This window comes from Embleya sp. NPDC127516 (assembly GCF_044765325.1).
Classification (GTDB): Bacteria; Actinomycetota; Actinomycetes; order Streptomycetales; family Streptomycetaceae; genus Embleya.
The window spans coordinates 245,785-258,577 of the sequence record NZ_JBIWJT010000009.1; the positions used below are offsets into that span (position 1 = coordinate 245,785).

11 protein-coding genes are annotated in these 12,793 nt (G+C 73.9%); all 11 read right to left on the bottom strand.

Annotated elements, in window-relative coordinates; all coding sequences use genetic code 11:
• Window positions 1-109: 109 nt before the first annotated feature.
• The 11 genes from ACIRL2_RS19610 to ACIRL2_RS19660 are packed head-to-tail and all read right to left on the bottom strand — an operon-like array spanning window position 110 to window position 12,712.
• On the bottom strand, window positions 110-1,354 hold the full coding sequence (locus tag ACIRL2_RS19610; protein ID WP_402233652.1) for a thioester reductase domain-containing protein: 1,245 nt from the start codon (window positions 1,352-1,354) through the stop codon (window positions 110-112).
• Window positions 1,351-2,403 (bottom strand): ACP S-malonyltransferase, encoded by a 1,053-nt coding sequence (locus ACIRL2_RS19615; RefSeq protein WP_402233653.1) that lies wholly within the window; start codon window positions 2,401-2,403, stop codon window positions 1,351-1,353. Before ACIRL2_RS19615 ends, ACIRL2_RS19610 begins: the two co-directional genes overlap by 4 nt.
• Window positions 2,400-3,578 carry an NAD(P)/FAD-dependent oxidoreductase gene (locus ACIRL2_RS19620; protein WP_402233655.1) on the bottom strand — a complete coding sequence of 393 codons (1,179 nt, stop codon included), beginning with the start codon at window positions 3,576-3,578 and terminating at the stop codon, window positions 2,400-2,402. The genes ACIRL2_RS19615 and ACIRL2_RS19620 overlap by 4 nt, the downstream gene beginning before the upstream one ends.
• A 58-nt stretch (window positions 3,579-3,636) precedes the next feature.
• Window positions 3,637-4,383 (bottom strand): SDR family oxidoreductase, encoded by a 747-nt coding sequence (locus tag ACIRL2_RS19625; RefSeq protein WP_402233657.1) that lies wholly within the window; start codon window positions 4,381-4,383, stop codon window positions 3,637-3,639.
• 2 nt (window positions 4,384-4,385) lie between these two features.
• The gene (locus tag ACIRL2_RS19630) at window positions 4,386-4,637 is read right to left on the bottom strand and encodes an acyl carrier protein (protein WP_331770219.1); all 252 of its coding nucleotides are present in this window, start codon (window positions 4,635-4,637) and stop codon (window positions 4,386-4,388) included.
• Window positions 4,634-5,746: a beta-ketoacyl synthase N-terminal-like domain-containing protein gene (locus ACIRL2_RS19635; protein WP_402233659.1), complete on the bottom strand. Its 1,113-nt coding sequence runs from the start codon at window positions 5,744-5,746 to the stop codon at window positions 4,634-4,636. The genes ACIRL2_RS19630 and ACIRL2_RS19635 overlap by 4 nt, the downstream gene beginning before the upstream one ends.
• A complete protein-coding gene (locus tag ACIRL2_RS19640; protein ID WP_402233661.1) occupies window positions 5,743-6,948 on the bottom strand; it encodes a beta-ketoacyl synthase N-terminal-like domain-containing protein in 1,206 nt (401 codons plus the stop codon). Before ACIRL2_RS19640 ends, ACIRL2_RS19635 begins: the two co-directional genes overlap by 4 nt.
• Window positions 6,932-7,933 (bottom strand): beta-ketoacyl synthase N-terminal-like domain-containing protein, encoded by a 1,002-nt coding sequence (locus tag ACIRL2_RS19645; RefSeq protein ID WP_402233663.1) that lies wholly within the window; start codon window positions 7,931-7,933, stop codon window positions 6,932-6,934. The genes ACIRL2_RS19640 and ACIRL2_RS19645 overlap by 17 nt, the downstream gene beginning before the upstream one ends.
• Window positions 7,933-9,177, bottom strand: a complete 1,245-nt coding sequence (locus tag ACIRL2_RS19650; protein WP_402233664.1) for a beta-ketoacyl synthase N-terminal-like domain-containing protein — start codon at window positions 9,175-9,177, stop codon at window positions 7,933-7,935. The genes ACIRL2_RS19645 and ACIRL2_RS19650 overlap by 1 nt, the downstream gene beginning before the upstream one ends.
• Window positions 9,174-10,673: an AMP-binding protein gene (locus ACIRL2_RS19655; protein WP_395860522.1), complete on the bottom strand. Its 1,500-nt coding sequence runs from the start codon at window positions 10,671-10,673 to the stop codon at window positions 9,174-9,176. The genes ACIRL2_RS19650 and ACIRL2_RS19655 overlap by 4 nt, the downstream gene beginning before the upstream one ends.
• A complete protein-coding gene (locus ACIRL2_RS19660) occupies window positions 10,670-12,712 on the bottom strand; it encodes an AMP-binding protein (protein WP_402233666.1) in 2,043 nt (680 codons plus the stop codon). Before ACIRL2_RS19660 ends, ACIRL2_RS19655 begins: the two co-directional genes overlap by 4 nt.
• Window positions 12,713-12,793 lie beyond the last annotated feature (81 nt).

The window sequence follows — 12,793 nt, forward strand, 5'->3', positions numbered from 1 at the left end:
CTCCGGCATCGGTGTTTCTTTATGCCGACGATAGGATTCGAGTATCGACCGGGCCGGCGCCGTCGGAAAGGACCGGCGTCCCGACTGTTTCCTAAAATTCGGTTGCCCATTATGCAGGGGATTGTGTGGCGGCGGACGGCAGGAAACCCACGGACTCGAAGTAGTCGAGATGGGCGTTGATCAGCCCGCCGTCGATCGGCGGGCACACGATGTCGGCGTCGCCCGCACCGTCCGGGGCGACCCCGGCGTCGCCGATGGGCGGGCGGGCGGTTCCGCCGAGCAGGGCCCGGTAGGAGGGCAGCAGCAGGCTCGCCCTGGTGAGGGCGCCGTCGTATCCGTGCCGCGCGTCCCACAGGCGGGTGAGCCACACGTCGGGCGGCACCGTGTCGATCGGAAACCGTTTCGCCACGTGCCCGAACAGTTCGCGCAGCGGCATCCCGGAGGAATTCAGCAGGTAACGCACGGGCGGCACGGGCCGGTCCGCGGCGTGCCCGCGCACGATGGCGCGGGCCACGTGGTCCACGGGCGTGAAGGACACCCGGGAAACGGTGACGTCGGGCGCCGCTCCCAGGAGCACGACCGCGCGCACCAGGTTCCAGATGGCGTCGTCGAGTTGGCAGGCGCCCGTGATCGAGTGGCCGCTGATCCGCCCGGGGCGGTAGAGGGCGACCGGCACACCCCGCTCGCCGGCCTGGAGCACCAGTCGCTCCGCGACCCACTTGCTCGTCACGTAACCGGCTGCCGGCGTCCCGGGCGGCGGGGGTTGCCCGGCCGGGTCGGCGGGATCGGTGGACAGCGCCGCGGTGGAGACGAAGTGCACCGGTTTCACATGGTCCGCGCAGGCCAGCCGCAGTACTTCCGCGGTGCCTCGTACGTTGGCGTCGCGAAGCGGTTCGTAGCCTGCGACGTGACTGACCCGCGCCCCGCTGTGTTGGATGACGTCGACGCGTTCGGCGAGTCGCGACCATTGTCGCGGAGCCAGCCCGAGGCGGGGTCGAGTCAGGTCGCCCGTGATCGGGACGACCCGGGCGGCCGTGTCGGCGTCCCACAGCAGGTAGCGCCGCATCGTCTCCTGGAGGCGATGTCGCGCGTGCTGCGGGGTGTCGGCGCGGACCAGGCACCACACGTCGTCGTCGGTGCGGTCCAGGAGTTCGCGCAGCAGGAAGGCGCCGAGGAAGCCGGTCGCGCCGGTGAGCAGAACGCGGCGGTCGGATCCGGACCGGCGCGGCGCGGACGGGGCGGACGCGGCCGGGACGATGTCCGGGTCGAGCAGCGCGTCCGTGCGCGGATCCGCGCCGCGCGTCGCGGGTCCGGTTCGGGCGGGGGCCCGGGCGGGGATGTCTTCGCGGATCATGTGACGCCTCCCGAGCGTCGGCGGCGGATGGGTGTGTCGGGTCGCGACGGATCGGGCGAGCGGTCGGTCCGGTGATCGTGGCCGAGTGGCGTCCGAGACTGTGTCCGCGGGTGTGCCGGGGACTGCGGGGACCTCCGCGGCCGTGCCCGCTCGGGTGCCGTCGGCCGCGCGGCCGGCTCGCCGATCCCGACGAAGGGCGTCGACCGGTCCCTGCGCCCGAGTCGGAGCAGCGTGTCCCCGGGTCCCGCGTCGATCAGTCCGGGGACCCCGAGGTCGCGGACCGCGTGCATCGCCTCGCGCCAGCGGACCGGGAGCACGAGCCCTTGCGCCAGTCGCTCGCGAACCTGCTCGGGGTCGGTGTGCTCCCGCGCGTCGATCGCCGAGACGAACCGTGCGGTGCCCGGGCGGAAGTCGACGGCCTCCAGTCGGCTGCGCCAGAGTGGGACCGCGTCCATCATGAGCGGGCTGTGGAAACCCCCGGCGATGGGCAACGGCTCGGCGCGCAGGCACAGTTCGGCGGCCAGCCGCACGGTCTCGCGCACGGCCGCGGGGTCGCCGGACAGTACGACCTGGCGCGCGCTGTTGAGGCCGGCGATCTCGAGGATGCCGCCGCGCTCGGCCAGCACTCGGCGGCGCAGCCACTCGACGTCGGCCGGTCCGGCGCCCACCACCGCGACCATGGCCCCGGGCCGGCGGAGGTTCTGCGCACGGCACAACGCGCCGCGGGCGACCGCCAGATCGAACGCGTCGTGCGCGTCCAGGAATCCGGCGCACGCGGCGGCGGTGAGTTCGCCGAGGCTGTGTCCGACCGTCACGGGTGGACGGGCGGCCGGCCCGAATGCCGCCTCGACGGCGGCGATGCCCACGGCGCAGGTGGCGGGTTGATTGACGGCGGTGTCGGTCAGGTCCAAGGCGTCCGGGTCGGCCGCGTCGAAGGTGTCCAGCAGTCGGGCCACGAGCGCGTGCCGGTGGTGGGCGTGCAGGGCCGCGGTGAGCGCCGCCGCCTTGGTGCCCTGCCCGGGAAAGGCGATGCCGAAGCCGGTGGTCATATGCGTACCCGACCCTCCTGTAGTACGTCCGTCATGTCCGGGGCGGGACCGGCCGCCCGGTCGAGGAAGCGCTGGGTCAGCGCGGGATCGTCCGCGATCGCCGCCAGCCGGCCCTGCCCGCGGTCGGGACGCAGTCGCGCCAGCGCGAGGGCGTCGGTGTAGCGGTCGGCGAGCAGCCGGTCGCGGTGTCCGGCGAAGCGCCGCAACGCCGCCCGCAGCAGTGGTTCGTCGTGCAGGTCCGTGCCCACGCAGGCGGTGAGCAGGGCGGCTTGACGAAAGGCGGCGGTGATGCCGTCCGCGGTGATGGAGTCCTTGTGGTGGCCGGCGTCGCCGACCAGCGCCCACCCCGGGCCGAACGCGCGGCGGAAGAAGTTGAGTTGCGCGCCGCAGCCGAAGAGCCGCTCCACCCGGGTGCCGGCCCGTGCCCGGTCGTGCAGTTCGGGCGCCGCAGCGGCCAGGCCCTCGAGGTAGCCGGCCTCCGGATCGGCCCGCAGCGCCGCGTACGCGGCCTGCGGGCGATAGACCCCGATCAGCGTGCGTCCGTCGTTGGTCGGGACGCAGCCCACCCAGTGTCCGCGCACGGCGTACGCCGCGAACCGGTCCGCGGGCACGCCTTCCCAGTAGCCGTAGTAGACGCAGCTCAGCACCGGGTTCTCGCGGGTCACCGGGGCCCGTACGGAATCCGCCACGACGGACCGCATGCCGTCCGCGCCGACGACGAGCGTGGCGGTGTCGGTGCCGGTGCTCGCCCCGGTGCGCCATCGCACGCCCACGGCCCGGTCGCCGTCGAAGACCACGTCCGTGACCCGGCACCGCTCGCGGAACTCGACTCCGGCGGCGGTCGCGGCCTCGGCGAGGATGGTGTCGAGCAGATACCGGCGCGGCGCGTAGGCCGCACCGATTCCCCCGATCGGCGTCGGCGCGCCCGCCAGGGTCACCTCTCCCATGCGGTGTGTCGCGGCCGTGATCGGTGGGCAGCCGGTGGCCGTGACGCGGTCCAGCAGGCCCCACGCGTCGAGCAGTGCGCTGCCCGGTTGATGGATGTAGAGGGTGGAGAGCGTGTCGCGGGGAAATCGGGCCCGTTCCAGCATCAGGACGCGGTATCCGGCACGGGCGAACAGCATGGCCGTCGGCGCGCCGGCGCAACGGGCGCCGACGACGATCACGTCGTACATGACGAACTCCTGCTTCCGGGGCACCACTTGCGCCGTCGTGAGGGTTTCGGTCGGGTGCTCACAGGATCAGCCCGCCGTCCACACCGATCACCTGACCGTTGATGTATCGGGCCCGATCCGAGGCGAGGAACGAGACCAGGTCGGCGACCTCCTCGGGGCTGCCCGGTCGGCGCAGCGGGATCCGGTCGAGGATGGACGCCTTTGCCGCGCCGGGCAGTTCCGCGGTCATGTCGGTGTCGATCAGGCCGGGGGCGACCACGTTGGAGCGCACCCCGAAGCGGCCGAGTTCCCGGGCCAGCGACGTGGTGAAGCCGACGATTCCCGCCTTGGACGCGGCGTAGTTGCTCTGTCCGGCGCTGCCGTGCGCCGCGGCGACCGAGGACAGGGTGAGGATGCAGCCGCCGCCGTGCCGCATCAGCGCGAGAGCGGCGGCGCGGCACACGTGGTAGGTCCCGTCCAGGTTGGTGCGGATCACCTCGTCCCAGTCCTGGTCGGACATGCGTGCCAGCGGCCGGTCGCGAACGACGCCGGCACACGTGACCAGGGTCGACAGCGGCCCCAGTCGCGCCTCGGCGACGGCGACGAGGGCGCGGGCCTCGTGCGCGGCCGAGACGTCGGCCCGGTGCGCCACGACGGTGGCGCCGGCCGCGCCGGCCTCTGCCACGACCTTCGCCGCGGCGTCCGGTCGGGACCGGTAGCAGAAGGCGACGTCGAATCCGTCCGCGGCCAGTCGGTTCACCACGGCCCGTCCGATGCCGCGCGATCCTCCGGTCACCACCGCGACCGGCCGCCCGGTGTCCGCCATGCTCAGGCCGCCCCGAGCCGGGCCGACAGGAAGGCGTGTACGGCGTCCACCGAGGTGAGTTCGGCGAATTCGGACTCCGCGAGCCGCACACCGTAGCGCTTCTCCAACTGCACCATGAGCTCCATCGTGGTGAGCGAGTCGATACCGAGGTCGACGGCGAACTCGCTGTCGTAGGCGACCATCTCGTCGGCGAGTTCGAGTTCCTCGACGAAGAAGTCGCGCAGTTCCTCGCGGGTGGGGATGGGCTTGGTCATGGTCGGTGTCCCTTCGTGGTCGCCGGCGGCGTGCCGTGCGTCTTTCGCGTGCTGTCCGTGCCGTCCGTGTTGTCCGTGCTGTTCGTGCTGTTCGTGTTGTCCGTGCTGTCCGTGCTGCGTGGGGGGCCGGTGTACGGGGTGATGTCGGTGATCGAGAGGTGGCCGTGGGCGGAGGCGGCGACGACCGCGACGCGATCGGCGAGGCCGCCGGCGGTGCCGAGCCGACCGACGACGCGGCGCACCGGGGTCAGGCAACCGCCGCCGGTCGCCGCGGGAACGGTGGTGATCTCGCCGTCCGGGGCGAGTTCGGTCAACCGTGCGGCGACGGCCGCGCCGATCGCGGAGTCGTCGAGCACGGTGTCGATGTGGTGCGGCGCCGCACCGTCCTGGGCGAGTTGCTCCCACAACACCTCCAGGACGGCCCGCGCGCTGTCGGGGTCGGGAAGAAACGCGCTGTACGTCGAGCAGTAGCCGTACACGCCGGCACCGCCGGTCGGTGTCTCCTCGGGTTCGCAGACCACGACCGCGGCTCCGATGTCGGCCGGCACGGCGCCGGATCGGGCGCCGGCCTGCTGTGCGGCCGAGGGTGGTTCCTCCACCGCGCCGGCCAGGACGACCGACGCGCGCCCGGCGGCCAGTGCGCGTGCGGCGCTCTGGAGTGCGTCCAGCCCGGCCACGGCCGGTGAGTTGGTGGTCAGGTCGAAGCCGCGCAGCAGGTGTTCGGGCGCCAATCGGGCCGCGAACATGCTCATCGCCATGTACGGAACGCGGGCGGGCGGCAGTTCGGCGGCACCGAGGTCGATGATCGTTCGGTCGAACTCCTCGATCAGGGCCGCGCCGGCGTTGTTGGTTCCCACCACCGCGGCCCGGCGGTGTGCGGGGACCTCGGTGAACCACGGGCCGGTGTCGAGCGCCGCCGCCCTGGCCGCGGCGAGCAGGTGGAGGCAGCCGGCGGGCAACCGGCGATAGCCGCGCCCGGGCAGGGCTTCGGCGACCTCGAACCAGCCGGGAATCGGCGCGAGTCGCGGTCCGAGCGCACGGTCGGGCCGGTTCGCGCCGGGGGTGATCACCCCCAGGCCGGTGACGCGCATCCGCGCCGGGGCGATCATGCCGACCACCCCGTTCCGGCAAGCGCGAAAGAGGAGTTGTTGCCGCCGAAGGCACAGGTGTTCACCAGGACCGCCGGGCGTTCCAGGCGCAGCGGGCCCTCCCGGGGAAGCCACACGTCGCATTCCGGGTCCTGCTCCATGGGGGCGTTCGCGGGGATCCGCGCCCGGGACAGGATCAACGCGGAGGTCAGGCAGGCGAAGATCCCGGCCGCCGCGGAGGTGTGTCCGATCATCGCCTTGAGCGCGAACAGCGGTAGCGGGTCCGCCACTTGCTCGAACACTCGACGCAGCGCCCGGCTCTCCACCGCGTCGTTGAGCGGGGTACCGGTCGCGTGCGGCAGCACACAGCCCACCTGGTCCGGGCGCAGCCCCGCGTCGGCGAGGGCCTCGTGCATCGCACGCACGAGCTGGGCCGCGTCCGGATCGGGCGCGGTCGGGTGCAGGGCGTCGCAACTCCACGCCACGCCGGCGAGTTCCGCGTAGGCGCGGGCCCCGCGCCGTCGGGCGTGTGCCGCCGATTCCAGCGCGACCATCGCGGCGCCGTCGCCGAACATGGTACCGGCCCGGTCCCGGGCGAAGGGGCGGCAGCTTCGCGGGTCGGCCGCGCCGAGCCGGTCGAATCCGCCCATGCCGACCCGGGTGACCCCGTCCGCGGCGCCGACCAGGACCACGGACGCCTCACCCGAGCGGATCATGTCCGAGGCGATGCCGAGCGCGTACCCACCCGCCGAACAGGCGTTGCCCACACTGATGTTGCCCCGGCGTGAGCCGATGGCCGCACCCACGGCCGCGGCGGCGACCGCGAGCGGTGTCCACCGCGGGCGGCCGGCCCCGTCGGCGCCGCGCCGCTCCTCCTGCACACTCGCGTTTCCCATTTCGCAGCCCATGACCACGGGCACGTCGGCGCGGTCGGGATGCTCGATCCCGGCGTCGTCGAGGGCTTCGAGCGCGGCTGCGACCGCCATCCGCGGCACGGCGCCGAGCGGGACGCCCGCGTGCCGGCGCGGCTGCTCGGGGACGGCGGCCCCGGGCACCCGGTACATCCGGGTGGCCCGCATGTTCAGGTGCGGCAGGTCGACCTCGCGCGGTGCGGCGCCACCGGTGAGCAGCGCGTTCCAGTACGCGCCGACCCCGGCCCCCAGGCAGGAGACGGCGCCGAGGCCGGTCAGCACGGCCCTGCGTTCGTCATGCCTCGGTGTCATGCGGACCACCTCCCGCGCGAACCGGTTCGGGGCGGGTGAGCAGCACGGCCGCCACACCGCTGGGATCACCCTCGCCGTCGGATCCGGCGCCGATGTGGTCGTCGCCGGCGACGGCCAGCACCGAGTCGTCGCCCGACCGGTCGAACCAGGCCGCCGCGGCCGCGCATTGCAGTACTCCCAGCGCGCCCGAGCACCGACCCAGCCGGGCGGTCAGGTCCAGCGCCGACGCCTGCGCGCCGGCCGCCACCCACCGTGCGATCGGACGGTCGTACGCCTTCGTCGCCTGCCCGACCGCGTCGGCGCGTCCGGCCGCTCGGCCGTAGCCGGTGATCACCGCGCGCGCTCGCACGCCGCGGGCGCGGGCGTGTTCGGGCTTTTCCACGACCAGACAGGCCGCGCCGTCCAACCACGGCCCGCCGCCGTGCTCACGGTGCAACCGGGCCACCGGCGCGGTGTCCGGTTCGACGCCGACCACGACGGCGGCCTCGGCGCGGCCGGCGGTGAGCAGCGCCGCGGCCCAGAACACGGCGTCCAGCCCGCCGGTCGTGCCGCTGCACAGGGTGATGTTGGGTCCGCGCAGGCCGTGCGCGATTGCCACCCAGCCGGCGGTGACGTTGCTCGACATGTGCGGGACCCGGATGGGGCTCAGGCCGGTGACGGTCTCCGCCGCGATGGTGTCGGTGAAGTCGCAGACGGTGTCGAGGTTGCCGAAGTTGCTGCTGACGATGACCGCGGTGGCCGCGGGATCGCGCAGCGCCACGCCGTCCAGGGCTCGGCGCACCGCGTGCAGGGCCAGCCGGGAGGCGCGGTCCTTGTGCCGCATGCCCGCGCCGGCGCGACCGGCGTCCGGATCGCGGTCCGCGGTGGCGGCCCCGACTCCGGCTTCGGCCGGCTCCAGCAGGTCGTATTCGTCGCGCAGGCCGGAGACCGCGAGAGCGCAGCCGGTGATCACCGGTGCCGCCCCGTGCGGCGTCGCGGCGGGCATCACGGCGCCTTCCCCACGACGGCGACGGCGTTGATGCCGCCCAGGCCGATCGCGTTGATCTGCGCGGTGGCGAAGCTGCCGAAGGCGGGCTCGCCCGCGACCAGGCGTAGGTTCGCGGCTTCGGGGATCGGGTCGCGCAGGCCGGCGATCGGCGGGAGTTGCCCCGACCGCAGCGCCAGTACGGCGACGACCAGGCTCATCAGGCCGGAGCCGCCGCAGGTGTGCCCCAGGCCGGATTTGATCGAGGTGACCAGCGGTCCGGGCCGGGACCGTCCGAACACCTCGCCCAGGACTTGGGATTCGACCACGTCGTTGTGCCGGGTGCCGCTGCCGTGCACGACGACCAGGTCGACGTCCTCGGGCCGGACCGCGGCTCGCCGGTGGGCCTCGCGCACGGCCGCGGTCACGCTCGCCGGGTCGGGCACCGTCGGATGGGCGGCGTCGCAGTTCATCGCGACGCCACGCACCTGTGCGTGGGCCGGTCGGTGGTGGGCGCCGGCCCGGCGCACCACGACGGCCACCGCGCCCTCGCCCATGACCATGCCCCTTCGGTCGCGGTCGAATGGGCGGATCGACTGCGGCGCCGGGCTCTGCACACGGTCGAGCCCGCCGAAGGCGCTCTCGGTGAGGGAATCGGTGCCGGCCACCACGACGGTCTCCGCCATGCCGAGCGCGATCAGGTCGGTGGCCATGCCCAGGGCGTACAGCGACGCGGCGCACGCGCTCGCCACGGTGTGCGTGCGGGTGGTCCCGAACGCGTCGCGCATCGCCCGGGCGAAGTGCAGGTCGGTGGGTTCCAACTCGGTGCCGTCGCGCCACCACAGTTCCGCCGAGCGCAGTTCGCGCAGGGTGGTTCCGACGATCACCGGGATGTCCGCCATCCCGCCGGGCCGCGACCCCTGGTGCGGTGCGCCGCCGCCCGGGTCCGCGTCCGTGCGCCCCGCTTCGCCGAGTCCGGCGTGGGCCGGTCCCGACCCGTCGGCCGGTCCCCCATCGCCCAGGCCCGCGTCCGCGAGCGCGGCGGCGACCGCCGCGCGCAGCCAACGGGTGGCCCGGCCGGGCTCGTCACGGCCCGGCACGGCGCGATCGTCGATCTCGTACGCGTTCTTCACCCGGTACCCGGTGCTGTCGAACGCGCGCAGCGGGCCGACTCCGCTCTCGCCTCGGCACAACGCCCGGTGGATCGCCCGCGGTTCGTCCGCGAGACAGGTGACCGCGCCCATTCCGACGATGTCCCAGGTCATCGGGTCTCCTCGGGGGTGCGCAGCCGGTAGCGGGCGAGTTTTCCGGTGGAGGTGGTCGGCAGCGCGTCGATGAGTTCGATCCGCGAGGGGCGTCGGTGTGGCGGCAACCGGTCGCGCAGGGCGCGCAGGGCGTTGCGGCGCACCTCCTCCGGCGCGGCGCCGGACGCGGGAACGGCGTAGGCCACGGCTTGTTGCAGGCCGGCCGGGTCCCGGTCGGCGACGACGGCGCAGTCGGCGATGCCGTCGGTCGCCTTGAGCAGTGCCTCGATCTCCGCCGGAGCCACCTTGTGGCCGCCGATGTTGAGCAGGTCGTCCGTACGGCAGACGTGCCGGAAGTCCCCGTCGGGGGTGCGGTGCACGACGTCGCCCGGGTAGACGCCGCCGTCGGCGAACGTGCGCGCCTGGGCCTCGGGCCGGTCGATGTAGCCGAGCGCGGCGGACGCGGACGCGATGTGCAACCGGCCGTGGGTCCCGGTCGGCACCGGCTGCCCGTGTTCGTCGCGGACGGTCGCCGTCACGCCCGGCACCGGGTTGCCGGTGGATCCGTGCGGCGGAGCGTCGGCCGCGGTGGCCAGCACGATGTGCAGGACCTCGGTCGCGCCGAGGCCGTTGACCAGTGGGAATCCGAAGGTCTTTGTGGTGCGGCGGGCGAGGTCGGCGGGCAGGTGCTCGCCGGCGGCGACCGCGAGGCGGATGGCGGAGGTGTCCGGCGCCGCTCCTCGGTCGGCGACCGCGCCCAGCAGGGATTCGTACACCCTCGGCACGGCACACAGCACGGTCGGCCGGTACCGGTCGATCGCGGTGCTCACGCTGAACGCGTCGACGGGGCCGGTGAGCAGCGCCGAGCCGGCGCCCGCCGCGAGCGGGAACAGCAGCGAGTTGCCGAAGCCGTAGCCGAAGGAGAGTTTGGCGGTGGACAGGACGGTGTCCGACTCGGTCAGCCCGAGCACGCCGCCGAACCCGTTCAGCACGGCGAGCAGCCCGCCCATGGAGTGTCGGACGCCGCGCGGCCGGCCGGTGCTGCCCGAGGTGTACTGCACCAGCACCTCGGCTCCCTCGACGAACCTCGCGGGTGCGCCCGGGTCGACGAACGCCCGCTCTCCGTCCCGCTGTTCGTGGCGGAAGCCGAGCGGGCCCAGGGCCGCGGCCAGTTCGTCGCGGCGCTCGTGCACCAGATCGAGATCCGCGTACTCGGCGGCGCAGTCCCCGGCGATGAACACGAGCTCGGCGTCGCGGAGCATCGGGCTGAGCACGACCGGCACGCAGCCGTGCCACCACAGGCCCAGGACGGCGACGATCGCGTCCACCGTGTCGTCGGAGACCACCAGGGCGCGGCATCCCCGGCGGATCCCGCCGGCCGCCAGTGCGCCGGCGTACCCGCGCGCCGCCTCGGTCAGTTCGGCGTAGGTCATCGCACCGGTGCGGTCGGTGACGCTCGTACGGCTGCCCCGGCCGGCCGCGGTGTGCCGCAGCAGGAGCAGGTCGACGGGGTTCATCGGGAGCCTCCGTCGTCGGCACGCGGATCGGTGCCGACGCCGTCGTCGGTGCGCGGGTCGCTGCCGACGCCGTGCCGACGCAGGGCGGCGAGCACGTCGGCCAGGCAGTCCAGTCGGGCCGCCTCCTCGGCGGCGAACCGCACCTCGAAGGCGCGTTCGACCCGCGCGACGAATTCGGTCTTCTGGAGCGAGTCCATCTCCAGTTGTGCGTGGAAGGCCGCGTCGGGCGTGATCCGCTCGGGTTCCGTCTCCAGCACCGCGGCGGCGATCGCACGCACACCCGCCGGCGTGGCGGTCGCGTCCGGGGTGGTTCGGTGGGTCGTCGATTCCTCCCGCCGGGGTGGGCGGTTCGGTTCCCGGACTGCCGCCACGGATCCCCGTGCCGCGGCGGCCAGATGGCCGGGCAAGTCCCGGTACTTCTCCCGCAGGTGCCGTTTGAGGACCTTCCCGGTCGCGCCGACGGGCAGGTCCGCGTCGTCGGCGGCGAGCTCCAGGGCGGCCAGGTCGGGCTGACCGGCCGCGGCGAGCGCGGTGTTGGCCCGATCGAGGAGTCCGGCCGGGTCCGCGTGCCCGCCCCGCAGCCGGACCACCGCCACCGGCACGCTCGCGCCGCGATCGCCTCCCGCGACCACCGCGCAGTCGGCCGCTTCGGGCAGCGCGAGCAGGATCACCTCCTCCATCAGGACGGAGTGGCCCGGCGATCCCGTGGTGTGGATGGTGTCCACGACGCGGTCGACGTGGAAGTAGTGGTTCTCCGCGGTTCGGCGCACCAGGTCCCCGGAGAGGAACCAGCCGCCGAGGAAACTGCGGTGGTAGGTGTCCGAGTCGTTCCAATAGCCGGTGGTCACCGATTCGCCGCGGACCCCGAGCATGCCCACCTCCCCCACGTCGGCGTGCGTTCCGTCCTCGCGCAGTACCGCCACCTTCATCGCGGAGCCGGGCCTGCCGAGGTGGCGCGGGGACGAGGGTGTGTCGGGTGCCGTGGAGCGGCGCAGCGCCGCCCACCCGAGTTCGGACGAGCCGAGGATGTCGTTGAAGACCGAGCCCGATACGGCATTGCCCGCCGCGGTACGCCCGCCCATCCGTACCAGCGACCGTACGTGCGCCTCGTGGGCGGAGTCGCCCACGTTCACCCAGTCCGTCACCGACGTGAAGTCCGCCGGGTCCGGGTCCGAGACGGCGAGTTCGGCGAGGGTGTGGTTGAAGGCGAAGATCGTCGTCGGCCGGTGCGCGGCGGCGGCGCGGGACAGGCCGGCGGCGCTGCGGTCGGCGGAGGCGACCACGGGCAGGCCCGCCGCCAGCGCGAAGAAGGTGATCGCGATCGCCGCCCCGTGGCTGAGGGGCGCCGCGCACAGCAACAGCGAGTCGTCGGGTTCGGGTTGGGTGGCGAGCCGGAACCGGGTGCCCGCGACGCTCTGCCGGTGGGTCCAGGTGACCAGTTTGGGTCGGCCGGTGGTGCCGGACGAATGGCACAGGAAGATCGGGTCGTTGTCGCCGTGCCGGTATCTCGCCTTGTCGGGCGGTTCCGGGTTGCCGAGCCCGGCCGCGTCCGCGCGGGTGTGCGTCCAGCGCAGTCCGGGCAGTTCCCGGTGCCGCCCGGCGAGGAGTTCCAGGTGCGCGGGGTCGGTGTACAGGCCGACCGGGTCGGCGCATTCCATCAGGCCGAGCGCGAGCTCGGGCGGCATCCGGCCGTTGACGAGGACCGCGATGGCCCCGATCCGGGCGAGGGCGGCCAGGTGCACGTGGTCTTCGAAGGAGTCCTCGATGTAGATGGCGACCCGGTCGCGCGGCCGTACGCCCCGGTCGAGGTAGTGGCACGCCCACGCGTCGGCGAGGGCGTCGAGCGCGGCGATGCCGAACTCCCGCTGCCGGCTCCCGTCGCCGACCACGAGCGGCGGGTCCGACACGAGCAGGGGTGCGTCGGGGGCCCGGCTGTGTTCCAGCGCGGTACGCCAGAGGTTGCCGCCCCCGAGCCGGGTGTCCCGGGCCAGGGCGATACGTGCCGATCGGGGGAGCAGGGTGTGTCGGGCGGAGAGCATGGGGTCCCGATTCTCGGTGGGAAGAAGGGAAGCGCTCCCGCCCGGCGCGTCGACGACGCCGACGCGGCGGCCTTGCGGGAA

What these genes read in the sequence shown, in the direction of transcription:
- ACIRL2_RS19655 (WP_395860522.1), bottom strand. Translation starts at nt 10,673, where the DNA reads ATGAACCCCGTCGACCTGCTCCTGCTGCGGCACACCGCGGCCGGCCGG.
- ACIRL2_RS19615 (WP_402233653.1), bottom strand. Translation starts at nt 2,403, where the DNA reads ATGACCACCGGCTTCGGCATCGCCTTTCCCGGGCAGGGCACCAAGGCG.
- ACIRL2_RS19610 (WP_402233652.1), bottom strand. Translation starts at nt 1,354, where the DNA reads ATGATCCGCGAAGACATCCCCGCCCGGGCCCCCGCCCGAACCGGACCC.
- ACIRL2_RS19645 (WP_402233663.1), bottom strand. Translation starts at nt 7,933, where the DNA reads ATGCCCGCCGCGACGCCGCACGGGGCGGCACCGGTGATCACCGGCTGC.
- ACIRL2_RS19635 (WP_402233659.1), bottom strand. Translation starts at nt 5,746, where the DNA reads ATGATCGCCCCGGCGCGGATGCGCGTCACCGGCCTGGGGGTGATCACC.
- ACIRL2_RS19640 (WP_402233661.1), bottom strand. Translation starts at nt 6,948, where the DNA reads ATGACACCGAGGCATGACGAACGCAGGGCCGTGCTGACCGGCCTCGGC.
- ACIRL2_RS19660 (WP_402233666.1), bottom strand. Translation starts at nt 12,712, where the DNA reads ATGCTCTCCGCCCGACACACCCTGCTCCCCCGATCGGCACGTATCGCC.
- ACIRL2_RS19650 (WP_402233664.1), bottom strand. Translation starts at nt 9,177, where the DNA reads ATGACCTGGGACATCGTCGGAATGGGCGCGGTCACCTGTCTCGCGGAC.
- ACIRL2_RS19620 (WP_402233655.1), bottom strand. Translation starts at nt 3,578, where the DNA reads ATGTACGACGTGATCGTCGTCGGCGCCCGTTGCGCCGGCGCGCCGACG.
- ACIRL2_RS19625 (WP_402233657.1), bottom strand. Translation starts at nt 4,383, where the DNA reads ATGGCGGACACCGGGCGGCCGGTCGCGGTGGTGACCGGAGGATCGCGC.
- ACIRL2_RS19630 (WP_331770219.1), bottom strand. Translation starts at nt 4,637, where the DNA reads ATGACCAAGCCCATCCCCACCCGCGAGGAACTGCGCGACTTCTTCGTC.